Origin of the sequence: Klebsiella sp. A52, from assembly GCF_018388785.1 — a bacterium.
In the GTDB taxonomy this organism is placed as follows: Bacteria; Pseudomonadota; Gammaproteobacteria; order Enterobacterales; family Enterobacteriaceae; genus Klebsiella; species Klebsiella aerogenes.
This window is the reverse complement of the sequence record NZ_CP074437.1, coordinates 1,952,685-1,973,237: the sequence shown is the minus strand read 5'-3', so window position 1 is coordinate 1,973,237 and position 20,553 is coordinate 1,952,685. Positions and strand designations below refer to the sequence as shown.

General features: G+C 53.5%; 26 protein-coding genes and 1 other RNA gene. 19 read left to right on the top strand and 8 right to left on the bottom strand.

What is annotated here, in order from left to right; translation table 11 throughout:
* Positions 1-95: 95 nt before the first annotated feature.
* The 7 genes from exuR to KGA69_RS09330 all read left to right on the top strand — a co-directional run bounded on the left by exuR (position 96) and on the right by KGA69_RS09330 (position 3,813).
* Positions 96-872 carry a transcriptional regulator ExuR gene (gene exuR, locus KGA69_RS09360; RefSeq protein ID WP_015369577.1) on the top strand — a complete coding sequence of 259 codons (777 nt, stop codon included), beginning with the start codon at positions 96-98 and terminating at the stop codon, positions 870-872.
* A 350-nt stretch (positions 873-1,222) separates the two neighbouring features.
* Positions 1,223-1,885 carry a DedA family general envelope maintenance protein YqjA gene (gene yqjA, locus KGA69_RS09355; protein WP_015369576.1) on the top strand — a complete coding sequence of 221 codons (663 nt, stop codon included), beginning with the start codon at positions 1,223-1,225 and terminating at the stop codon, positions 1,883-1,885.
* Between the two features lie 8 nt (positions 1,886-1,893).
* Positions 1,894-2,271 (top strand): EnvZ/OmpR regulon moderator MzrA, encoded by a 378-nt coding sequence (gene mzrA, locus KGA69_RS09350; protein ID WP_162184075.1) that lies wholly within the window; start codon positions 1,894-1,896, stop codon positions 2,269-2,271.
* 148 nt (positions 2,272-2,419) lie between these two features.
* On the top strand, positions 2,420-2,788 hold the full coding sequence (locus tag KGA69_RS09345) for a DUF1090 domain-containing protein (RefSeq protein ID WP_045394908.1): 369 nt from the start codon (positions 2,420-2,422) through the stop codon (positions 2,786-2,788).
* Between the two features lie 25 nt (positions 2,789-2,813).
* A complete protein-coding gene (locus KGA69_RS09340) occupies positions 2,814-3,119 on the top strand; it encodes an ElaB/YgaM/YqjD family protein (RefSeq protein ID WP_015369573.1) in 306 nt (101 codons plus the stop codon).
* A 2-nt stretch (positions 3,120-3,121) separates the two neighbouring features.
* Positions 3,122-3,520: a phage holin family protein gene (locus tag KGA69_RS09335; protein ID WP_015369572.1), complete on the top strand. Its 399-nt coding sequence runs from the start codon at positions 3,122-3,124 to the stop codon at positions 3,518-3,520.
* Positions 3,517-3,813, top strand: a complete 297-nt coding sequence (locus tag KGA69_RS09330) for a YqjK-like family protein (RefSeq protein WP_015703570.1) — start codon at positions 3,517-3,519, stop codon at positions 3,811-3,813. Before KGA69_RS09335 ends, KGA69_RS09330 begins: the two co-directional genes overlap by 4 nt.
* On the opposite strand, the gene KGA69_RS09325 is transcribed toward KGA69_RS09330, so the two are convergent.
* A complete protein-coding gene (locus KGA69_RS09325; RefSeq protein ID WP_045394909.1) occupies positions 3,814-4,017 on the bottom strand; it encodes a hypothetical protein in 204 nt (67 codons plus the stop codon). It abuts the gene before it with no gap.
* A 324-nt stretch (positions 4,018-4,341) separates the two neighbouring features.
* Here KGA69_RS09325 and KGA69_RS09320 point away from each other — a divergent pair, with 324 nt between their 5' ends.
* The 3 genes from KGA69_RS09320 to KGA69_RS09310 all read left to right on the top strand — a co-directional run bounded on the left by KGA69_RS09320 (position 4,342) and on the right by KGA69_RS09310 (position 6,289).
* The gene (locus KGA69_RS09320; protein WP_015703571.1) at positions 4,342-4,734 is read left to right on the top strand and encodes a DoxX family protein; all 393 of its coding nucleotides are present in this window, start codon (positions 4,342-4,344) and stop codon (positions 4,732-4,734) included.
* Between the two features lie 74 nt (positions 4,735-4,808).
* A complete protein-coding gene (locus tag KGA69_RS09315) occupies positions 4,809-5,795 on the top strand; it encodes a glutathione S-transferase family protein (RefSeq protein WP_045394910.1) in 987 nt (328 codons plus the stop codon).
* 125 nt (positions 5,796-5,920) lie between these two features.
* A complete protein-coding gene (locus tag KGA69_RS09310; RefSeq protein ID WP_015369567.1) occupies positions 5,921-6,289 on the top strand; it encodes a DUF805 domain-containing protein in 369 nt (122 codons plus the stop codon).
* A gap of 37 nt (positions 6,290-6,326) precedes the next feature.
* On the opposite strand, the gene KGA69_RS09305 is transcribed toward KGA69_RS09310, so the two are convergent.
* Complete coding sequence (locus tag KGA69_RS09305; protein WP_045377888.1) at positions 6,327-7,223, bottom strand: LysR family transcriptional regulator; 897 nt, start codon at positions 7,221-7,223, stop codon at positions 6,327-6,329.
* Positions 7,224-7,327: 104 nt separating this feature from the next.
* Between KGA69_RS09305 and KGA69_RS09300 the strand changes: the two genes are divergently transcribed.
* Positions 7,328-8,029, top strand: coding sequence for a pirin family protein (locus KGA69_RS09300; RefSeq protein ID WP_032715877.1), 702 nt, complete (start codon positions 7,328-7,330; stop codon positions 8,027-8,029).
* 22 nt (positions 8,030-8,051) lie between these two features.
* A complete protein-coding gene (locus KGA69_RS09295) occupies positions 8,052-8,213 on the top strand; it encodes a hypothetical protein (RefSeq protein ID WP_072251530.1) in 162 nt (53 codons plus the stop codon).
* A gap of 31 nt (positions 8,214-8,244) precedes the next feature.
* Here KGA69_RS09295 and KGA69_RS09290 read toward each other — a convergent pair whose 3' ends face one another.
* From KGA69_RS09290 to garL, 5 genes are all read right to left on the bottom strand, one after another.
* On the bottom strand, positions 8,245-8,655 hold the full coding sequence (locus tag KGA69_RS09290; protein WP_045394911.1) for a Spy/CpxP family protein refolding chaperone: 411 nt from the start codon (positions 8,653-8,655) through the stop codon (positions 8,245-8,247).
* A 149-nt stretch (positions 8,656-8,804) separates the two neighbouring features.
* Positions 8,805-9,665 (bottom strand): mechanosensitive ion channel domain-containing protein, encoded by an 861-nt coding sequence (locus KGA69_RS09285; RefSeq protein WP_045394912.1) that lies wholly within the window; start codon positions 9,663-9,665, stop codon positions 8,805-8,807.
* Between the two features lie 388 nt (positions 9,666-10,053).
* An RNA gene (gene rnpB / locus KGA69_RS09280) (RNase P RNA component class A) lies at positions 10,054-10,434 on the bottom strand.
* Positions 10,435-10,644: 210 nt separating this feature from the next.
* A complete protein-coding gene (gene garR / locus KGA69_RS09275; RefSeq protein WP_045394913.1) occupies positions 10,645-11,535 on the bottom strand; it encodes a 2-hydroxy-3-oxopropionate reductase in 891 nt (296 codons plus the stop codon).
* A 24-nt stretch (positions 11,536-11,559) separates the two neighbouring features.
* Positions 11,560-12,330: a 2-dehydro-3-deoxyglucarate aldolase gene (garL, locus tag KGA69_RS09270; RefSeq protein WP_045394914.1), complete on the bottom strand. Its 771-nt coding sequence runs from the start codon at positions 12,328-12,330 to the stop codon at positions 11,560-11,562.
* Positions 12,331-12,815: 485 nt separating this feature from the next.
* On the opposite strand from garL, the gene garD reads away from it, so the two are divergent.
* Positions 12,816-14,387 (top strand): galactarate dehydratase, encoded by a 1,572-nt coding sequence (gene garD / locus KGA69_RS09265; RefSeq protein WP_045394915.1) that lies wholly within the window; start codon positions 12,816-12,818, stop codon positions 14,385-14,387.
* A 60-nt stretch (positions 14,388-14,447) separates the two neighbouring features.
* Here the strand turns inward: garD and KGA69_RS09260 are convergent, their stop codons facing one another.
* Positions 14,448-15,257 carry a DeoR family transcriptional regulator gene (locus KGA69_RS09260; RefSeq protein WP_045394916.1) on the bottom strand — a complete coding sequence of 270 codons (810 nt, stop codon included), beginning with the start codon at positions 15,255-15,257 and terminating at the stop codon, positions 14,448-14,450.
* A gap of 250 nt (positions 15,258-15,507) precedes the next feature.
* Between KGA69_RS09260 and kbaZ the strand changes: the two genes are divergently transcribed.
* The 6 genes from kbaZ to nagA are packed head-to-tail and all read left to right on the top strand — an operon-like array spanning position 15,508 to position 20,535.
* On the top strand, positions 15,508-16,803 hold the full coding sequence (gene kbaZ / locus KGA69_RS09255) for a tagatose-bisphosphate aldolase subunit KbaZ (RefSeq protein WP_045394917.1): 1,296 nt from the start codon (positions 15,508-15,510) through the stop codon (positions 16,801-16,803).
* Positions 16,804-16,822: 19 nt separating this feature from the next.
* A complete protein-coding gene (agaV, locus tag KGA69_RS09250) occupies positions 16,823-17,296 on the top strand; it encodes a PTS N-acetylgalactosamine transporter subunit IIB (RefSeq protein WP_015369555.1) in 474 nt (157 codons plus the stop codon).
* Between the two features lie 10 nt (positions 17,297-17,306).
* Entirely contained in the window at positions 17,307-18,086 is a 780-nt protein-coding gene (gene agaW / locus KGA69_RS09245) for a PTS N-acetylgalactosamine transporter subunit IIC (RefSeq protein WP_045394918.1), read from the top strand.
* A complete protein-coding gene (agaE, locus tag KGA69_RS09240) occupies positions 18,076-18,954 on the top strand; it encodes a PTS N-acetylgalactosamine transporter subunit IID (protein WP_045394919.1) in 879 nt (292 codons plus the stop codon). The genes agaW and agaE overlap by 11 nt, the downstream gene beginning before the upstream one ends.
* A gap of 16 nt (positions 18,955-18,970) precedes the next feature.
* Positions 18,971-19,405, top strand: a complete 435-nt coding sequence (gene agaF, locus KGA69_RS09235) for a PTS galactosamine/N-acetylgalactosamine transporter subunit IIA (RefSeq protein ID WP_045394920.1) — start codon at positions 18,971-18,973, stop codon at positions 19,403-19,405.
* The gene (gene nagA / locus KGA69_RS09230) at positions 19,402-20,535 is read left to right on the top strand and encodes an N-acetylglucosamine-6-phosphate deacetylase (RefSeq protein WP_045394921.1); all 1,134 of its coding nucleotides are present in this window, start codon (positions 19,402-19,404) and stop codon (positions 20,533-20,535) included. Before agaF ends, nagA begins: the two co-directional genes overlap by 4 nt.
* Positions 20,536-20,553 lie beyond the last annotated feature (18 nt).

Below are 20,553 nucleotides of genomic sequence, written 5' to 3'. Positions count from 1 at the left end.
TTTTTGAGGCGGCTTTTTTTATGCCTTCCAGTGGTGGAAAGCGCGTAAAAGTGGTATAACAAATCGAATATTGTCGCCATCTTCCGGGAGCGAATATGGAAATCAGTGAACCGCGCCGTCTCTATCAGCAGCTTGCCGCTGAGCTAAAGACGCGTATCGAACAAGGCGTCTACCTTGTAGGGGATAAGCTGCCCGCAGAGCGCTTTATCGCCGATGAAAAAAGCGTCAGCCGCACCGTGGTTCGCGAAGCCATCATCATGCTGGAAGTCGAAGGCTATGTTGAAGTCCGCAAAGGCTCCGGCATCCACGTTATTTCCAACCACCCGAAATACCAGCAGGTGGTGGATGAATCGCTGGAGTTCGCCAACTATGGCCCGTTTGAATTACTCCAGGCCCGTCAGTTAATTGAGAGCAATATCGCTGAATTCGCCGCGACTCAGGTGACCAAACAGGACATCATGAAGCTAATGGAAATTCAGGAGAAAGCCCGCAACGAGAAGTGTTTCCGCGATTCCGAATGGGACCTGCAGTTCCATGTCCAGGTCGCGCTGGCCACCCAGAACACCGCGCTTGCCGCCATCGTAGAGAAGATGTGGACCCAGCGTGTGCATAACCCGTACTGGAAAAAACTACACGATCATATCGACCTGCGCACCGTCGACAACTGGTGCGACGATCATGACCAAATCCTCAAAGCGCTCATTCGTAAAGACCCTCACGCGGCGAAGCTGGCAATGTGGCAGCATCTGGAAAATACCAAGCTGATGCTGTTTAACGAAACCAGCGATGACTTTGAATTCAATGCCGATCGCTATCTGTTTGCCGAAAATCCGGTGGTTCATCTCGATACCGCGGCGAACGGGGCAAAATAACGTATTATCCCTTTCACGGGCAGAACCTCTTTTTCTGCCCGCAGACCCGACAGGGTAAGCAAAGCATATATAGTGTCAGCCTGTGTAAATCCTCTCGCTACTCGCCCCTGCAACCCGCAAAATCAATCAGCAACAAACTGCAATTTCTATGACGTGAAGTCAGCTAGTTTGTTACAATTAGATGCATTTTACCGTTCTGCAGGTAAGTGTTTACTTACTGTTTAATCAAGGATTCGATCAGAACGTATTAACAGCGGCCATACTCTCATAATAATTTAGTCGCTATACCCAATGGCTAATGAATACACCGCGTTCAGACGTACCGTTAACCGATGTACCAGGAATCGTGAATGGAACTACTAACCCAATTACTGAATGCCTTATGGGCCCAGGATTACGAAACCCTCGCTAATCCCTCCATGATTGGCATGCTCTATTTTGTCTTATTTATGATTTTGTTCCTTGAGAATGGTTTGCTGCCAGCGGCGTTTTTACCAGGCGACAGCCTGCTGGTGCTGGTTGGGGTGTTGATCGCCAAAGGGGCGATGGGCTTCCCGGAAACCTTACTGCTGCTGACGGCGGCGGCGAGCCTTGGTTGCTGGGTAAGCTATATCCAGGGCCGATGGCTGGGCAATACGCGGATCGTGCAAAACTGGCTCTCGCATTTACCCTCGCATTATCACCAGCGAGCTCATCACCTGTTCCACAAGCACGGGTTGTCAGCGCTGCTGATTGGCCGCTTTATCGCCTTCGTGCGTACGCTGCTGCCAACAATTGCCGGTATCTCCGGTCTGAATAACGCGCGTTTCCAGTTCTTTAACTGGATGAGCGGCCTGCTGTGGGTGCTGATTCTTACCTCTCTCGGCTATCTGCTGGGTAAAACACCGGTGTTCCTGAAGTATGAAGATCAGCTGATGTCATGTCTGATGCTGCTACCGGTTGCGCTGCTGGTCTTTGGTCTGATCGGCTCCCTGGTTGTACTGTGGAAGAAAAAACACAGTAGTCGGAGCTAAGCATGGTCATCAAACGTCCTTCCTGGCGCCAGATGCGGTGGATGCTGGGCGGCTCACTGCTGCTCTGCGCCGTCGTCTGGCTGTGGCTGACCGTCAGTCAGCATGAATCCACTCTGGCCATCCGTCCCGTCAGCCAGGGCGTCGCCATGCCGGACGGTTTTTCCGTCTGGCATCATCTTGACGCCAACGGCATCCGTTTTAAGAGCATCACGCCGCAAAAAGACGGCCTGCTGATCAAATTCGACTCCAACGCTCAGGGCGCCGCGGCAAAAGAAGTATTGGGCCGAGCTCTGCCTCACGGTTATATTATTGCTCTGGTGGATGAAGAAAATTCGGCCACCGCCTGGTTATCCCGCCTGCGCGATGCTCCGCGCCGTTTTGGATAACGCGTCAAAAATTCCGAATCTTTTCGCACGGTTTGGTGAAGTCCCGCTTTCGTGTCTATTATTAAAACTGCGGGAACCGCCTGGCTCGTATTGTTGACTGGATTGGGTGTATCGTCGATATACCCTCACACAATGGAAGGTAGAATCCATGAATTACCGCATCGCACTATTACTGGCTCTGACCTCACTTAGCGCCAGCGCCTTCGCAGCCTCTCCTTGTCAGGAAAAAGAACAAAGTATCCAACGGGAGATCAGCTATGCCGAAAAACACCATAATCAGCATCGCATTGACGGCCTGAACAAAGCGCTGCAGGAAGTTCGCTCTAACTGCAGCGACAGCAAGGTCAGGGCTGAACATCAGCAGAAAATCGCCAAACAGAAGGCCGAAGTTGCCGAACGTCAGCGCGATCTGAGCGAGGCGAAGCAGAAAGGCGATGCGGACAAAATTAGCAAACGGGAACGTAAACTGGATGAAGCGCAGCAGGAACTGAAAGCGCTTGAGTCACGCGATTATTAATTGGTAAACGCTACAGGAGAACAAGATGGCTAAAGATAACGTTGCAGAAGATCTACGCGCTGAGCTGAAAAATCTGGCTGACACGCTGGAAGAAGTTCTGAACTCCTCCACCGACAAATCGAAAGAAGAGCTCGGCAAACTGCGTAGCAAAGCGGAAAGCGTACTGAAAGACAGCCGTGTGCGTCTCAGCGACACCAGCGATGCCATCGTCAAGCAGACGCGTGAAACCGCCGCTCGCGCCGATGAGTACGTTCGCGAAAATCCATGGACCGGAGTGGGCATTGGCGCAGCCGTCGGGCTGGTTGTCGGCGTACTGCTGTCGCGCCGTTAATTATGGCAAACTCTCAACACACGCAGGGCCCGGGACAGAGCGTATTCGGCATCGGCCAGCGGATTATCACGCTGCTGGTCGAAATGGTGGAAACGCGCTTGCGCCTGGTCGTCGTGGAGCTGGAAGAGGAGAAAGCGAACCTCTTCCAGCTGTTGCTGATGCTCGGGCTAACGCTGTTATTCGCCGCTTTTGGGCTGATGAGCTTGCTGGTGCTGATCATCTGGGCCGTCGATCCACAGTACCGCCTGCATGTGATGATCGCGACCACCAGCGTCCTGCTGCTCGCCTCGCTGATAGGGGGAATCTGGACCCTCAGGAAAGCTCGCCGTTCAACGTTTTTACGCCATACCCGCGACGAGCTGGCGAACGATCGCGCGCTGCTTGAGGACGATCGTCGATGAGCGGCCAACAGGAACGCGACCAGCGAAAAGCGCTGCTGCTGCGCCAAATCCAGCAACAGCGGCTGGATTTGGCCGCCAGCCATCGTCACTGGCTGGAAGCCACCTCACCTATCGATCGCGGCTGGCAAACGCTGAAACACCTGCGTTCATGGGCGATGGTCGGCAGCGGGGTAATGGCTATCTGGTCGGTGCGCCATCCGCGCTTTTTAATCCGCTGGGGCAAACGCGGCCTCGGCATCTGGAGCACCTGGCGGATGGTCAAAGGGATCCTGCGCCAGTCAGCATCGCGTTAATTACGCGCTCAGTGCGCCAGCGCGCTGAGCTCTTGCTCGCATACCGGTGGTTTTACTGACCAGCGCGCTATCAACGCCGTTATGAAACATCGCGAGGGCTATTTTACACGTCGCCTGACGTTCGCCTTCTTCTCTACCTTCTTCACTCCCCTGTTTACTTCCCTTTGTGCGCCCTCGCTCTTCAAACCATTCTGCTAATGTCATCAGTTGCTCCTTATGTTCAGGCATTCCCTGCGCCAGTTGACGAAAAAATCTGCCTGGGCTGGTCAAATGGCCGGAACGGGCAAGGATAAGATGCCTCTGGTGATAAAACAATCAATAGCCACGCACGCTGCGAGGCGCCTCGGAAAATATTTTCGCCGATCGCACCAATTGCTCAGAAAGTTTGAAAAAGAACTACAGTTTTCCTTGCTAACAATCCCCTCTCAAGCTCGCTAATATCCTCTCCATCGACAGCAAGCCCGCGTAACCACGCAGGATTGCACTAAAAAACGAAATCGCCGCCCTTTGGGTTTTCTGGAGTAAGAAATGAAAAAATTAGAAGATGTTGGTGTTCTGGTAGCGCGTATTCTGATGCCGATTCTGTTCATTACCGCTGGTTGGGGAAAAATCACCGGGTATGCAGGTACGCAGCAGTATATGGAAGCGATGGGTGTTCCGGGAGCGCTGCTGCCGCTGACTATTCTGCTTGAGTTTGGCGGCGGTCTGGCGATTCTGTTCGGTTTCCTGACTCGCACTACCGCGCTGTTCACCGCAGGCTTCACCCTGCTGACCGCGTTCCTGTTCCACAGCAACTTTGCTGAAGGCGTGAACTCGCTGATGTTCATGAAAAACCTGACCATCGCTGGTGGTTATCTGCTGCTGGCCGTGACGGGTCCGGGCGCATTCAGCATCGACCGCGTGCTGAATAAAAAGTGGTAAGCGCACTATACTGAGTAAAAATCTAAAAAAGCGAGGGGCTATCTCCTCGCTTTTGCTATCTGAAGGAGGAAGTAATGGGACAATTAGTCGACGGCGTCTGGCAAGATACCTGGTATGACACCAAATCCACCGGAGGACGGTTCAAGCGTTCCGTTTCAGCCTTCCGCAACTGGCTCACCGCCGATGGCGCGCCGGGTCCCGCGGGCGAAGGCGGCTTCGCCGCAGAGAAAGACCGCTATCACCTGTACGTTTCACTGGCCTGCCCGTGGGCCCATCGCACCCTGATTTTGCGCAAGCTGAAAGGATTAGAGCCCTTTATATCCGTCTCGGTTGTTCATCCGCTGATGCTGGAAAACGGCTGGACCTTCGCCGCCGATTTCCCGGATGCTACCGGCGACCAGCTCTACCATCATCAGTTCCTCTATCAACTTTATCTGCAGGCCGATCCGCATTACACCGGCCGGGTGACCGTTCCGGTGCTGTGGGATAAAAAACAACAGACCATCGTCAGCAATGAGTCGGCTGAAATTATCCGCATGTTCAATACCGCGTTTGATGGCCTGGGCGCGCGCGCAGGCGACTATTATCCGCCGGCGTTGCGGGACAAAATCGATGATCTGAATAGCTGGATCTACGACAATGTTAACAACGGGGTGTATAAAGCCGGTTTCGCCACCAGCCAGCAGGCCTATGATGAAGCCGTCGACGCGCTGTTTACCTCGCTCGAACGCCTTGAGCAGATCCTCGGTCAGCACCGCTACCTGACCGGGAACCAGTTAACGGAAGCGGATATCCGCCTGTGGACAACGCTGGTTCGTTTCGACCCCGTGTATGTCACCCACTTTAAATGCGATAAGCGCCGCATCAGCGACTATCTCAACCTGTACGGTTTCCTGCGCGATATCTACCAGATGCCGGGGATTGCGGAAACGGTGAATTTCCCGCATATCCGCAATCACTATTATCGCAGCCACAAAACCATCAACCCGACGGGGATCATCTCCGTGGGTCCGCAGCAAGATCTCAACGAGCCGCACGGGCGGGATCGCTTTTCCCGCTGATCGATAAGGCGCCTAAGGGCGCCTTTTATTCAGATTACGGATATTTACCAGTTTGATATTCATGCCTATGATTATTTTGATCGCTTTGAAAACAAGTGATTAATGGTTAACTAAGGCGTGAGAAAATGGACTGGTATCTAAAAGTATTACGAAACTATATTGGCTTTGGCGGTCGCGCCCGGCGCAAAGAGTACTGGATGTTTATTCTGGTCAACATCATTCTCACCGCAGTGCTCAGCATCATCGATAAGATGCTCGGCTGGCAGCGTGCAGGAGGTGAAGGCATCCTGACGACCATTTACGGCGTGCTGGTTTTTTTACCCTGGTGGGCGGTGCAGTTTCGTCGCCTGCATGACACCGATCGCTCGGCGTGGTGGCTACTGCTGCTGCTGATCCCGGTCATCGGCTGGCTGGTGATTTTGATTTTCAATTGCCAGAACGGCACGCCCGGCAATAATCGCTTTGGGCCAAATCCAAAACCCTACTCCTACTGATTTACGCGCTCCTCGGGCCGAGGAGCGCATCTTCCCGTTATCTGCCGGCAAACAGTTTCGGGATCTCCCGAAGACACCAGGATTTGGCTTCGCCCATGCTGTCGCGGCGCCAGGCCATAATAATATCAATTTCGTTGGTGTATTCAGGACTCACAACCCGCAGGCGCCCTTCAGCAATATCTTTCTCAACCAACGGATACGGCATGGTCGCCACGCCAAGCCCTGCCAGCAGCGCCTGGCGTTTATCTTCAATAGTGCTGACGGTTAGGCGCGGCTGCTTATCCAGCAGTTGCACCGTCAGTACCGGACGCTCGCGCGCGGTATCCGCCACCGCGACGCCGCGATATTTCACTCGAGTCACCTCGGAAAGCGGTTCTGGCTCCTGATGAATCGGGTGATCCGGCGCGGCAACGTAAACGCTTAACACCGAATAGAGCTTACGCGAGTTAATTTCTGACGATGAACGAAAATGCATATCCGGCGCGACGACAATATCAGCACGCCCCTGCTCCAGCCTTTCCCAGGCGCCGGCCAGCACTTCGGTAATAATCGACAGCTGGGTATTAGATTTGGTCGCCAGCTTCTCAATCAGCGGAAACAGATCGGTGGTCGGAACCAAGGCTTCGGTAACAATGGTCAGGTGAGTTTCCCAACCGCGCGACAGCGCTTCGGCGTCGGTGGTCAGCTTGTCCGCCGCTTCCAGCAGCACGCGCCCGCGTTCCAGCAGCATGCGGCCAACGTTCGTAAATTTTGTGCGATGGCCGGAACGGTCAAACAGCACCACATCCAGTTCTTCTTCCAGTTTTTGCATGGTGTAGCTTAGGGCCGAAGGCACGCGCCCCAGCTCGTCAGCCGCAGCGGCAAAGCTCCCGCGTCGGTCTATCGCATCCATTACGCGTAACGCTTCCAGCGTTAATGCTCTCTCTTTCGCCATTTCGCTCTCATTCAGGAATTTTGAACATACCGGGCAGAATATCTGGCTAACAATACAGCGTCCATACCTTTACCATTGATTTAGTGTAAAGAGAGGTCAAGAAAATGATTACAACCCGAACAGCCAAACAATGCGGTCAAGCAGACTTCGGCTGGCTGCAGGCCCGCTACACCTTTTCCTTTGGCCACTACTTCGACCCTAAATTGCTGGGTTACGCCTCGCTGCGCGTACTCAATCAAGAAGTGCTGGCGCCGGGCGCGTCATTTCAGCCGCGTACCTACCCAAAGGTCGATATCCTGAATCTGATTCTGGAAGGTGAAGCGGAATACCGCGATAGCGACGGCAACCACGTACAGGCAAAGGCTGGCGAAGCTCTGCTGCTCTCCACTCAACCGGGGGTCAGCTACAGCGAGCATAATCTCAGTAAAGAGCAGTCATTGACGCGCATGCAGCTGTGGCTGGATGCCTGCCCTGAGCGCGAAAACCCGCTGGTACAGAAAATGACTGTTGGCGATTCGCCGATTCAGCTATTAGCCTCTCCGGACGGCAGCGGCGACAGCTTACAGCTGCGCCAGCAGGTGTGGATCCATCACCTGCAGCTGGCGAAGGGCGAAGAGATCAACGTTCAACTGCACGGCCCGCGCGCCTATCTGCAGTCGATTCACGGTACGGTACATGCCGTGGCAAAAAAGGAAGAGAAACAGGCATTAACCTGCGGCGATGGCGCTTTTATTCGTGACGAAGCTAACATTACCCTCGTCGCCGATACGCCGCTGCGCGCTTTGCTGATAGATTTACCGGTGTAACAAGGAAGCCGGGAGTTTGTGAGTGAGCAAGAAGAAGAGCAAAAAAGCGAAACCGTTAGACCTGCCAGTTACTCCGGAAGCCATGAGCCCAATCGGCTTTGGCTATGAAGAGATGCTGAGTGAACTGGAAGCCATCGTGGAAGATGCGCAAACGCGGTTGCAGGACGAAGATAACGCCGCCTGAAGAAATCGGCCCCATAACGGGGCCGACTTTATTACTCGCTCAGCGCCTGAGAGAGATCTTTTTTCACCTGAGTACGCTGTTCCGGCGTCAGTACCTGATTAACACCGAAATAGTACTTCACACGATAATAGCGCACCTGTTGCTCAACCTTGCTGAAAGCCGCAAGCTGATCTTTCACCGCTTTTTCATTCCATTTCCCGGAATCGATCACGTCAAATAACACGCCATCTTTAATATCTTTCTGCGAAACCTGTTGGACGTTCTTTTCCATTTCCTGATGCAGGCTCTTAATTTTAGCGACCTGATCCTGGCTCAATTTTAAATGCTGAACGATAGGATCCTGAGCCGGCGCCGGCGCGGCGGCAACCTCAGCGGCCTGTGCCGCCATGGAGAATCCTGCGGCTGCAGCCGTCATTAATACCATCCGAGAAAGTTTGTTCATTTTGTTATCCTGAATAAGTACGTAGTGATAAGACGCCCTATTATTCCCTGAACAATAATGACGATGTGTAAAAAAGCATGTTCACCAGTGTAAACATTCAGATAATATATTCACCAAATGAATTTCATAAAAAATAAAATTCACATTGATTATTGAATGCGCGCTAAGTCCGGTGATGTTAAATTAATATCCATGCGCGGCGCGGCCAGCATAATGTTATTTTCATCGAGCGCATTTTTGATATTTTCCAGAAAATCAAAATAGGTATCCCAATACTCCGCATTTTTCACCCATACGCGAATGGTAAAATTAAGCGAGCCGGGAGCCAACTCGATCAGGCGAACCGTGGTACCGCGAGAGTGATCGATGCGCTTTTCATCATCGATGAGCGTCTGGATCACCTGTTTAACGTGCGATATCTGGCTATGACATGCTACCCCAAGCGTGAGATCGATGCGGCGATAGGGATGGCGGGAATAGTTAACGATGCTATCGGCTATAATTTTACCGTTCGGGATAATGACTTCTTTATTATCTACAGTCAGCAACGTCGTAGAAAAAACATGTACCGATTGTACCAGCCCGGCTACCGCCCCCACCTGCACAAAGTTACCCGCACGGAAGGGACGTAACGTCACCAGCAATACGCCTGCGGCAAAATTTGACAGCGAGCCCTGCAGCGCCAGGCCAATGGCCAGACCTGCCGCGCCAAGGACGGCGATAATGGATGAGGTTTCAATCCCTACCCGGCCTAACGCGGCGATAATCGCAAAAGCCATGGTGATATAGCGCACCAACGCGGCGAAGAAGTGGACGATTGTCGCATCTACGTTGCGTCGCAGCAGAATTTTCTCGAGAGTTTTGCCGAGTAGTTTCGAAATCAGCTTACCAACAAACAAAATGATCAGCGCTGCCGCGATATTCCACGCAAACTGCATAATGGTATCGCCGTGGCCGACAAGCCAGGCGAGCGCCGCTTTAATTTGAGGAAATAAAACCACATTTTTCACGTCAGCCGCTCCTGTCTGGATAACACGTTAAACCTGCTATCCATTAAGCTGAATGATGACCGCTACAAATGAGGGATTGAGATTAATGGATAGAAGATACATTTTCAAAGCGTGACAGTATCAATGAGCGCGGCCTGCAATGCAGCCAGAAAGCTGTTTAAAAGTGGATATCCGGCAATACAGGTTTGTAATGGGCTGAAATCAAAAAAACGAAATGGGATTGAGTTCCAGATAGTAAAAACCCCGCCGGAGCGGGGTTTTTACATTAAAGAAGTGAAACTGACCGATAAGCCGCTTTCTTTCTGGTATAGCGTCGTGGACAGTCATTCATCTTTGTTCCACCTTCCAGATAGTAAAAACCCCGCCGAAGCGGGGTTTTTACGTAAAGAGGTGAAACTGACCGATAAGCCGGGTTCTGTCGTGGACAGTCATTCATCTAGGCCAGCAATCGCTCACTGGCTCAAGCAGCCTACCCGGGTTCAGTACGGGCCGTACCTTATGAACCCCTATTTGGCCTTGCTCCGGGTGGAGTTTACCGTGCCGCGGACTGTTACCAGCCGCGCGGTGCGCTCTTACCGCACCCTTTCACCCTTACCTGATCCCGCTTGCGCGGGCCATCGGCGGTTTGCTCTCTGTTGCACTGGTCGTGGGCTGTGACACCCCCCAGGCGTTACCTGGCACCTTGCCCTATGGAGCCCGGACTTTCCTCCCCTCCGCCCGTCTCCCCCTAAGAGGACGACGACGAAGCGGCGACTGTCTGGTCAGCTTCGGCGCGAAGTATAGAGGGTTCGCGCGCCTTTGTCACCCCGCACAGCGCATTCCGCTCGCAAGCGTCGCGGCAATCATGGCTTTCACCCTCCCCTCGCCGGCAGAAAGGCTTTGTTTATCAGAGCCAGGGACGAAAAAATGTTCATGGTGATGTCGCCTGACGGCGCTGCGAAAAGTAAACATAACAGGGCGCAGGCACACGCCCATCTTGTTAGCGAGTGACTTCCACTTTCGCCAGTTTTTCGTAGTAACACGCCAGAGCGCTATGGTCAGCGGTACCCAGACCATCCGCGCGCAGCGCCTGCATCATCTCCATTACCGCCGCCGTCAGCGGTAGCTGGGCGCCGACTCCGTGAGATGTATCCAGCGCATTGGCCAGATCTTTGATATGCAGATCGATGCGGAAACCCGGCTTGAAGTTGCGATCCATCACCATCGGCGCTTTGGCATCAAGCACGGTGCTGCCCGCCAGGCCACCGCGAATCGCCTGATACACCAGGTCCGGGTTAACGCCGGCTTTGGTGGCCAGGGTTAACGCCTCCGACATGGCCGCGATGTTCAGCGCCACAATCACCTGGTTGGCCAATTTGGTGACGTTACCTGCGCCAATATCGCCGGTATGAACCACGGATCCCGCCATCGCTTTCATCAGGTCGTAGTATTTATCGAAAATCGCCTTGTCACCGCCAACCATCACCGACAGGGTACCGTCGATCGCTTTAGGTTCGCCGCCGCTTACCGGCGCATCCAGCATATCGATGCCTTTGGCCTTCAGCGCTTCGCTAATTTCACGGCTCGCCAGCGGCGCGATAGAGCTCATATCGATCACCACGGTGCCCGGTTTCGCACCTTCGATAATGCCGTTTTCCCCCAACGCAACGTCTTTTACGTGCGGAGAGTTTGGCAGCATGGTGATAATTACATCGCACTGCTCAGCAATGGCTTTCGCTGTGCTCGCGGTTTCTGCACCCGCGGCAATCACATCAGCAATGGCTTCAGGGTTACGGTCGGATACCACCAGCGAATAACCCGCCTTCAGCAAATTTTTGCTCATCGGCTTGCCCATGATGCCAAGACCAATAAAACCCACTTTGATAGTCATAATCTTCTCTCTTAATCCTGGTGATTATTTTTTAAAAGAATCAGCAAGTTTCTGGGTTGCTGAACGGAAGACGCCTAAATCGCTACCGACGGCGACGAAGGTCGCGCCCCACTCCAGATAGCGACGCGCATCGGCTTCTACCGGTGCAAGAATGCCGCTCGGCTTACCGTGTTTCCTGGCGCTGGAGAAAATATGCTGGATAGCACGCTGAACCTCTGGATGGGCGGCATTGCCCAGATGGCCCAACGCCGCGGCAAGATCGCTCGGACCGACGAACAGGCCATCAACGCCATCGGTCGCAGCGATCGCGTCGACGTTGTCCACTCCGGTTTGACTCTCAATCTGCACCAGAATGGCGATGTTGTTATTAGACTGAGTGAAGTAGTCCGCTACGGTGCCGAACATATTGCCGCGATGAGAAACGGAGACCCCGCGGATCCCTTGCGGCGGATAGCGGGTTGATGCCACCGCCTGAGTCGCCTGTTCAGCGGTTTCGACAAACGGCACCAGGAAGTTGTAGAAACCGATGTCCAGCATACGCTTGATGATAATCGGTTCGTTGGTCGGCACGCGCACGACCGGCGCGCTGTGGCTGCCCTTCAGCGCCATTAATTGCGGGATAAGCGTGGTCACATCATTGGGCGCATGCTCCGCGTCGAGCACCAGCCAATCGAAACCAGCAAGCCCTAATACCTCGGTGCTAATCGGATTCGCCAGGGCGCACCAGCAGCCGATTTGTACCTGGTGGGCCGCCAACGCGGCTTTGAATTTGTTCGGGAAAATTGCGTTATCCATGATTTTTACCTTGGGTTAATCGTTGCTTACTGCTGTCATTCAATCCGTTTAATATCGTCAATCACAAATATAAACAGCAGAATTAAAAAGCGAACCGCTACCTATTTTCTCTTATCCAGGATCATTTAGATATTTTTCTGACACCGAATGTCCTTTATTATTTTTTAAGCGAGCTATTTATTCGCATATCGAACACCGCAAAACATGGCTCAGTATAATCATCCCTCCGTTGCCAGACACTATGCACAATCACAATATAAACGCCTCAATAATCATTTTCGTTATGCAAATGCCAGAGAACGTGGGCGCTAATCCACACTTCTCAGGATTACCCATCTATGTGCAACGGTCGTCGCGGCAAGGAGTGACGTAGATCACAACCTAACGCTATAACTCCTGACATTCTTTATTTCATCATTTTGTTAAGCAGTAATTTAATTAACGATTTATTTTATTATTAGCACCGGTTTGGAGATCACTGGACAATGGCTGACATTGAAATTCGACAACAGTCACCGACGGCGTTTTATATAAAAGTACACCCTACCGATAATGTGGCGATTATTGTTAACGATCGCGGTTTAACCGCCGGAACGCGTTTTCCGGATGGCCTGACCCTCGTTGAACATATCCCGCAAGGCCATAAAGTCGCCCTTGTCGATATCCCTGCCCATGGTGAAATCATCCGCTACGGCGAAGTGATTGGCTTCGCCGTTCGCGATATACCAAAGGGAAGCTGGATTGATGAGTCGCTGGTCGAACTGCCAACCGCGCCGCCTCTCAATACCTTACCGCTGGCGACTAAAGTCCCCACGCCGCTGCCGCCGCTGGAAGGATACACCTTTGAAGGCTATCGCAATGCCGATGGCAGCGTGGGCACCAAAAATTTGCTGGGGATCAGCACCAGCGTGCACTGCGTCGCCGGCGTGGTGGATTATGTGGTCAAGATCATTGAACGCGACCTGCTGCCTAAATACCCCAATGTCGACGGCGTAGTGGGATTAAACCACCTCTACGGCTGCGGCGTGGCGATTAACGCCCCGGCGGCCATCGTGCCGATTCGCACCATCCACAATATCGCGCTGAACCCTAACTTTGGCGGCGAGGTAATGGTGATTGGCCTTGGCTGTGAAAAGCTGCAGCCGGAACGTCTGCTGCAGGGAACCGAAGACGTGCAGCCGATTGCCGTCGATAGCGCAAGCGTGGTGCGTTTGCAGGATGAACAGCATGTCGGTTTTAAATCGATGGTCGATGATATCCTGCAGGTTGCCGAGCGCCACCTGGCGAAGCTGAACGCCCGCCAGCGTCAAACCTGCCCGGCTTCGGAATTAGTGGTGGGTATGCAGTGCGGCGGCAGCGACGCCTTCTCCGGCGTGACCGCCAACCCGGCGGTGGGTTATGCGTCCGACCTGCTAGTGCGCTGCGGCGCGACGGTGATGTTCTCGGAAGTCACCGAAGTGCGCGATGCTATCCATCTGTTAACCCCGCGCGCTATCAACGAAGAAGTTGGCAAACGACTGCTGGAAGAGATGGCCTGGTACGATAACTATCTGGAGCTGGGAAAAACCGACCGCAGCGCCAATCCGTCGCCGGGTAATAAGAAAGGCGGTCTGGCGAACGTGGTGGAAAAAGCGCTGGGTTCGATTGCCAAATCTGGCAAAAGCGCCATCGTCGAAGTTCTCTCGCCGGGTCAGCGCCCGACGAAACGCGGGCTTATCTATGCCGCGACGCCGGCCAGCGATTTTGTCTGCGGCACTCAACAGGTGGCTTCCGGCATTACCGTTCAGGTGTTCACCACCGGGCGCGGCACCCCTTACGGCCTGATGGCGGTGCCGGTGATTAAAATGGCGACCCGTACCGAGCTTGCCAACCGCTGGTACGACTTAATGGATATCAATGCCGGTACCATCGCGACTGGCGAGGAGACGATTGAGGAAGTCGGGCAGAAGCTGTTTGAGTTCATTCTGGACGTCGCCAGCGGGCGTAAGAAAACCTTCTCCGATCAATGGGGTCTGCATAACCAGCTGGCGGTGTTTAACCCGGCGCCGGTGACGTGATCCCGAACAGAGCGCGTATCACCAGCCGGGTTATACAGAATATCCCGGCTGGGAAGAGAGTTATGATTTGACCAGGATAACTTCAATCCCACCCTTACGTAGCCCCTCGAGACTCTCTTGCGGGATCGCATCATCGACAATAATGGTATCAATACGCTGCGTATCGATAATCTTATGCAAACTGGAGCGATTGAATTTACTGGAATCCGTCACAACGATAATGCGCTCTGCGACCTCGCACATTTTACGGTTCAGGCGGGCTTCGTCCTCATTATGGGTGCTGATCCCGCGCTCCAGATCCATCGCATCCACCCCCAGAAAAAGCATATCAAAGTGGTAATTCTGCAGGGATTGCTCAGCCTGATCGCCATAAAAAGACTGCGACTGGCGGCGTAGATGCCCTCCCGTCATCAGTAACTCCACCCCTTCTGCTTCTAACAACGCGTTGGCGACATTTATTCCATTGGTCATCGCGATGACATCCTGATGTTGTCTTAGCTGACGAGCGATTTCACAGGTAGTCGTGCCCGAGTCGAGAATAATACGGTGCCCCGGTTTTATCATTTCAACGGCGGCGCTGGCGATTTGGCGTTTGATGGCTGTATTCAGCGCGCTTTTGTCTTCCACTGACGGTTCGATGCCAGGTGTATGGCTATCGCAAATCAGCGCGCCGCCATAAGCTCGCACCGCAATACCCTGCTTTTCCAGAAACGCCAGATCGTTGCGTATTGTGACCGTCGATACTCCATACGCCTCCGCCAGGTCATTAACCTGAACGCTTCCCTGCTGTCGCAACCGCTGGATGATCTGCTCACGCCTTTCACTTGTCCCGGAAATGCGCTTTTCGGCAGATGACTCGCTGCTGTTCATAACTATATCCTTGGTTGAATCTTTCGTTTCATTTCGTTTTGACTATTAACGCCTTTCTTTTAGCAGAATGCAAGCGCTATCGGGTCAGGAAACAGAGGTTCTCACCGCGCTGAAAGCTTTCATTATGTTTCTTTTGTGAAACAGATCGGAAAACTATTATCTTTCGTTTTATTTTTAAAGCACGCTGAAGCACTATAAAGCGAAACAAAACGAAAGATTAAAATCGTCAACATCTGACCCGGAGAGGAAAGTGAAACATCTTACACAATTGGTGGTGCGACACAAACAGGGTGAGGCTAACGGGATCTACGCGGTGTGCTCCGCGCATCCGCTGGTGCTGCAATCCGCCATTCGGTTTGCTCAGGCAAACCACACGCCGCTGCTCGTTGAAGCGACTTCCAATCAGGTTGATCAGTTTGGCGGTTATACCGGTATGACCCCCGCCGATTTCTGCGGCTTTATCTATCATCTTGCCGATTCACTGGGTTTCCCCCGCGACGATCTCATCCTCGGCGGCGATCACCTGGGGCCAAACCGCTGGCAACATCTACCGGCAGCACAAGCCATGGCCCATGCCGACGACCTGATCAAAAGCTATGTCACCGCCGGATTTAAAAAAATCCACCTCGATTGCAGCATGTCCTGTAAAGACGATCCTATTCCCTTAACCGATGACATCGTTGCTGAACGCGCCGCAAGGTTGGCGAAAATCGCGGAAGAAAGCTGCATTGCCCGGGGAGGCGACTCCGATCTTGTCTACGTGATAGGCACTGAGGTTCCGGTTCCGGGCGGCGCGCATGAAACGTTAAACACATTGCAGGTCACGACCCCCAATGCCGCACGAGCGACTCTCGACGCACACAAAAGAGCCTTTGCCAGACAAGGGCTTGAAGATCTCTGGCCGCGAATTATTGCACTCGTAGTACAGCCTGGCGTTGAATTTGATCACACACAAGTTATTGATTATAAATCAAAAAATTCAAAACCTCTTAGCGCAATGGTAGAGGATTACGCCACGCTGCTCTTCGAGGCGCATTCCACGGATTATCAGACGCCGCATGCGCTACGCCAACTGGTGGTCGATCATTTTGCGATTTTGAAAGTCGGCCCGGCGTTGACTTTCGCGTTACGTGAAGCGCTGTTCGCTTTAGCAGCGATTGAAGAAGAAATCGTACCGGCAAAAGCCTGTTCAGGGCTACGCCAGGTACTGGAAAACGTCATGCTCGATCGCCCGGAATACTGGCAAAGCCACTACCACGGCGATGGCCACGCGCAGCGGTTAGCACGCGGCTACAGCTATTCCGATCGCGTTCGCTACTACTGGCCGGACAGCCAGATAGACACCGCTTTAGCGCATCTGGTGCGCAATCTGGCCGATGAGGCCATTCCGCTTCCGCTCATTAGCCAGTATCTGCCTTTACAGTATGTAAAAGTTCGCGAGGGGGCGCTCAGCGCTACGCCGCATGAACTCATCATTAGCCACGTCCAGGACATATTGCAGCAATACCATGACGCCTGTCAGGGCATGACATCTCATAACGGATAACAACGAAGAGGAAACGGCGATGCCAAATATTGTTTTAAGTCGTATTGATGAACGCTTAATCCACGGCCAGGTTGGCGTGCAGTGGGTCGGGTTTGCAGGCGCGAATCTGGTTCTGGTTGCCAATGACGAGGTGGCTGAAGACCCTGTGCAACAGAATTTAATGGAAATGGTATTGGCAGAGGGAATTGCCGTGCGCTTCTGGTCGCTGCAGAAAGTCATCGACAACATTCATCGCGCCGCCGATCGGCAAAAAATATTGCTGGTATGTAAATCGCCCGCCGATTTTCTGACGCTGGTTTCCGGCGGGGTGCCGGTATCGCGCATCAACGTCGGCAATATGCACTACGCCGACGGGAAACGACAAATTGCCAAAACCGTCTCTGTCGACGGCAATGATATTGCTGCCTTTAACGGTCTGAAATCCGCCGGCGTTGAGTGCTTCATTCAAGGAGTTCCGACAGAACCGGCAATGGATCTTTATAAACTGCTCTAAGGGGCTCGCCATGGAAATTTCGCTTTTTCAAGCCATTGCATTGGGTATCCTTGCCTTTATCGCCGGCCTGGATATGTTCAACGGATTAACCCATATGCATCGTCCGGTGGTGCTTGGCCCTCTGGTGGGTCTGATCCTCGGCGATCTTCATACCGGTATATTAACCGGCGGCACGCTGGAGCTGGTGTGGATGGGGCTGGCGCCGCTGGCCGGCGCGCAACCTCCAAACGTGATTATTGGGACCATCGTCGGTACCACCTTTGCCATTACCACCGGCGTTAAACCCGATGTCGCCGTCGGCGTTGCGGTTCCCTTCGCCGTCGCGGTTCAGATGGGGATAACATTCCTTTTCTCGGTAATGTCCGGTGTTATGTCGCGCTGCGATCGCATGGCGGCAAATGCCGATACCCGCGGCATTGAGCGCGTGAATTACCTGGCGTTGCTGGCGTTAGGCGCTTTTTATTTTCTCTGTGCCTTTCTGCCCATCTACTTTGGCGCAGAGCACGCCAAAACCGCGATCGATGTACTCCCTGAGCGCTTGATCGATGGTTTGGGCGTCGCGGGCGGCATCATGCCAGCAATCGGTTTTGCCGTACTGCTCAAAATCATGATGAAAAATGTCTACATCCCCTATTTCATCATCGGGTTCGTTGCTGCGGCCTGGCTCAAGCTCCCCGTGCTAGCCATTGCCGCCGCCGCGCTGGCTATGGCGCTTATCGACCTGCTACGTAAATCTCCCGAACCGACTCAATCTGCGGCGCCTAAAGAGGAATTCGAAGATGGCATCTAATCAACATACGCTGCCCAATGTGGCAGAAAGTGAAACAACGTTACTCACAGGCGTCAACGAAAACGTTTATGAAGATCAAAGCATTGGGGCCGACCTGACGCGAAAAGACATTAACCGGGTGGCCTGGCGCTCGATGCTTTTACAGGCATCATTTAACTATGAACGTATGCAAGCTTCCGGCTGGTTATATGGACTGCTGCCGGCATTGAAGAAAATCCACACCAATCCGCGCGATCTGGCGCGGGCGATGAAAGGACATATGGGGTTTTTTAACACTCATCCTTTCCTCGTGACCTTTGTCATCGGCATCATCCTGGCGATGGAGCGCTCGAAGCAGGATGTTAACAGCATCCAGAACACCAAAATCGCCGTTGGCGCGCCGCTCGGCGGTATCGGCGATGCCATGTTCTGGCTAACGTTACTGCCGATTTGCGGCGGCATTGGCGCCAGCCTGGCGCTTCAGGGTTCGATTCTCGGGGCCGTCGTTTTTATCGTCCTGTTTAATGTGGTCCATCTCGGCCTGCGTTTCGGCCTGGCGCATTACGCTTACCGGATGGGGGTAGCGGCGATCCCGCTCATCAAAGCCAATACCAAAAAAGTCGGTCATGCCGCTTCCATCGTCGGGATGACGGTGATTGGCGCGCTGGTAGCGACCTATGTTCGTCTAAGCACCACGCTTGAAATCACTGCCGGCGACGCCGTGGTTAAACTGCAAACCGATGTCATCGATAAGCTGATGCCCGCCTTTTTACCGCTGGTTTATACCCTGGCGATGTACTGGCTGGTACGCCGCGGCTGGAGCCCTCTCCGTCTTATCGGCATCACGGTCGCGCTGGGTATCGTAGGTAAATTCTGTCACTTCCTGTAACGCTAAGAGGTTTTCGATGTTAGGAATCATTTTGACCGGGCATGGCGGGTTTGCCAGCGGCATGGAAAAGGCAATGAAACAGATTCTGGGTGAACAGTCGCAATTCATTGCGATAGATTTCCCTGAATCATCCACCACCGCCCTGCTAACCGCACAGCTGGAACAGGCGGTCAATGAACTGGACGGCGAAGAAGACATTGTTTTTCTGACTGACTTACTCGGCGGCACGCCGTTTCGCATCGCCTCCACGCTGGCGATGCAAAAACGCGGCCGGGAAGTGATTACCGGCACTAACCTGCAGCTATTGTTGGAGATGGTGCTGGAACGCGAAGGATTAACCAGCGAAGCCTTTCGTCTTCAGGCGCTGGAATGCGGTCACCGCGGGTTAACGTGTCTGGTCGACGAACTGGGACGCTGTCGGGAAGATCATGCTGTTGAGGAAGGCATATGAGCCGCATACTGCGCGCCAGGCGCTTACTCACAGAGCAAGGATGGCTTGATGACCATCAGCTACGGATTGAAAATGACGTTATCGTGGCGCTGGAGCCGATTCCCGCGGGTGTCCTCACTCGCGATGCCGAGCTGCTGTGTCCTGCTTATATCGATATTCATGTCCACGGCGGCGCAGGCGTAGATGTCATGGATGACGCGCCGGATACGTTAGATCTGCTGGCGAAACACAAAGCGCGTGAGGGGGTCGCCAGCTGGTTGCCGACCACCGTCACCGCGCCGTTAGCGGCAATCCATGCGGCGCTGGAACGTATTGCGCGGCGCGTTCACGCAGGCGGTCCAGGGGCGCAAATTCTTGGCAGCTATCTTGAAGGCCCTTACTTTACGCCGCCGCACAAAGGCGCCCATCCGGAACAGTGGTTCAGGGAACTGGATCTTGCCGAATTCGATCGGTTGATTGCGGTTTCTCGCGAGACGCTACGCGTCGTCGCCCTTGCCCCGGAAAAAGAGGGGGCGCTACAGGCAATCCGTCATCTTAAACGGCAAGGCGTGCGGGTCATGTTGGGCCATAGCGCGGCAACCTGGCAACAAACCTGTGCCGCCTTTGATGCCGGCGCGGATGGCCTGGTACATTGCTACAACGGTATGAGTGGATTACATCATCGCGAACCGGGAATGGTCGGCGCCGGATTAACCGATAACCGCGCCTGGCTTGAACTCATTGCCGACGGCCATCACGTACATCCCGCGGCAATGCAGCTATGTTGCCGTTGTGCCGGAGATCGCATCATACTGATAACCGACGCGATGCAGGCGGCGGGTATGCCTGACGGCAATTACACCCTATGTGGCGAAACAGTAGAAATGCGTGATGGTATCGTCCGTACGCTAAATGGAAGTCTGGCGGGAAGTACCCTTTCACTCGATTCCGCCGTGCGTGCCGTCAGTTCATTACCCGGTATGACGGCTGAACAGGCTATTCATATGGCTTCTCTTCACCCGGCGCGGCTATTAGGGCTGGATCGGCAATTAGGATCGTTACAACCGGGAAAAATGGCCGACATCATTGCAGTAGATAACGAACTGCGACTGGAAAATATCTGGATCCGCGGTGAAACGTTTTCGCTTTAAGCCCACTTCTCTCCTCAG

Bases quoted from the DNA above. Each gene is read 5' to 3' on its own strand.
- exuR (WP_015369577.1), top strand. From the start codon at position 96: ATGGAAATCAGTGAACCGCGCCGTCTCTATCAGCAGCTTGCCGCTGAG.
- yqjA (WP_015369576.1), top strand. From the start codon at position 1,223: ATGGAACTACTAACCCAATTACTGAATGCCTTATGGGCCCAGGATTAC.
- KGA69_RS09345 (WP_045394908.1), top strand. From the start codon at position 2,420: ATGAATTACCGCATCGCACTATTACTGGCTCTGACCTCACTTAGCGCC.
- KGA69_RS09340 (WP_015369573.1), top strand. From the start codon at position 2,814: ATGGCTAAAGATAACGTTGCAGAAGATCTACGCGCTGAGCTGAAAAAT.
- KGA69_RS09335 (WP_015369572.1), top strand. From the start codon at position 3,122: ATGGCAAACTCTCAACACACGCAGGGCCCGGGACAGAGCGTATTCGGC.
- KGA69_RS09330 (WP_015703570.1), top strand. From the start codon at position 3,517: ATGAGCGGCCAACAGGAACGCGACCAGCGAAAAGCGCTGCTGCTGCGC.
- KGA69_RS09325 (WP_045394909.1), bottom strand. From the start codon at position 4,017: ATGACATTAGCAGAATGGTTTGAAGAGCGAGGGCGCACAAAGGGAAGT.
- KGA69_RS09320 (WP_015703571.1), top strand. From the start codon at position 4,342: ATGAAAAAATTAGAAGATGTTGGTGTTCTGGTAGCGCGTATTCTGATG.
- KGA69_RS09315 (WP_045394910.1), top strand. From the start codon at position 4,809: ATGGGACAATTAGTCGACGGCGTCTGGCAAGATACCTGGTATGACACC.
- KGA69_RS09310 (WP_015369567.1), top strand. From the start codon at position 5,921: ATGGACTGGTATCTAAAAGTATTACGAAACTATATTGGCTTTGGCGGT.
- KGA69_RS09305 (WP_045377888.1), bottom strand. From the start codon at position 7,223: ATGGCGAAAGAGAGAGCATTAACGCTGGAAGCGTTACGCGTAATGGAT.
- KGA69_RS09300 (WP_032715877.1), top strand. From the start codon at position 7,328: ATGATTACAACCCGAACAGCCAAACAATGCGGTCAAGCAGACTTCGGC.
- KGA69_RS09290 (WP_045394911.1), bottom strand. From the start codon at position 8,655: ATGAACAAACTTTCTCGGATGGTATTAATGACGGCTGCAGCCGCAGGA.
- garR (WP_045394913.1), bottom strand. From the start codon at position 11,535: ATGACTATCAAAGTGGGTTTTATTGGTCTTGGCATCATGGGCAAGCCG.
- garL (WP_045394914.1), bottom strand. From the start codon at position 12,330: ATGGATAACGCAATTTTCCCGAACAAATTCAAAGCCGCGTTGGCGGCC.
- garD (WP_045394915.1), top strand. From the start codon at position 12,816: ATGGCTGACATTGAAATTCGACAACAGTCACCGACGGCGTTTTATATA.
- KGA69_RS09260 (WP_045394916.1), bottom strand. From the start codon at position 15,257: ATGAACAGCAGCGAGTCATCTGCCGAAAAGCGCATTTCCGGGACAAGT.
- agaV (WP_015369555.1), top strand. From the start codon at position 16,823: ATGCCAAATATTGTTTTAAGTCGTATTGATGAACGCTTAATCCACGGC.
- agaW (WP_045394918.1), top strand. From the start codon at position 17,307: ATGGAAATTTCGCTTTTTCAAGCCATTGCATTGGGTATCCTTGCCTTT.
- agaE (WP_045394919.1), top strand. From the start codon at position 18,076: ATGGCATCTAATCAACATACGCTGCCCAATGTGGCAGAAAGTGAAACA.
- agaF (WP_045394920.1), top strand. From the start codon at position 18,971: ATGTTAGGAATCATTTTGACCGGGCATGGCGGGTTTGCCAGCGGCATG.
- nagA (WP_045394921.1), top strand. From the start codon at position 19,402: ATGAGCCGCATACTGCGCGCCAGGCGCTTACTCACAGAGCAAGGATGG.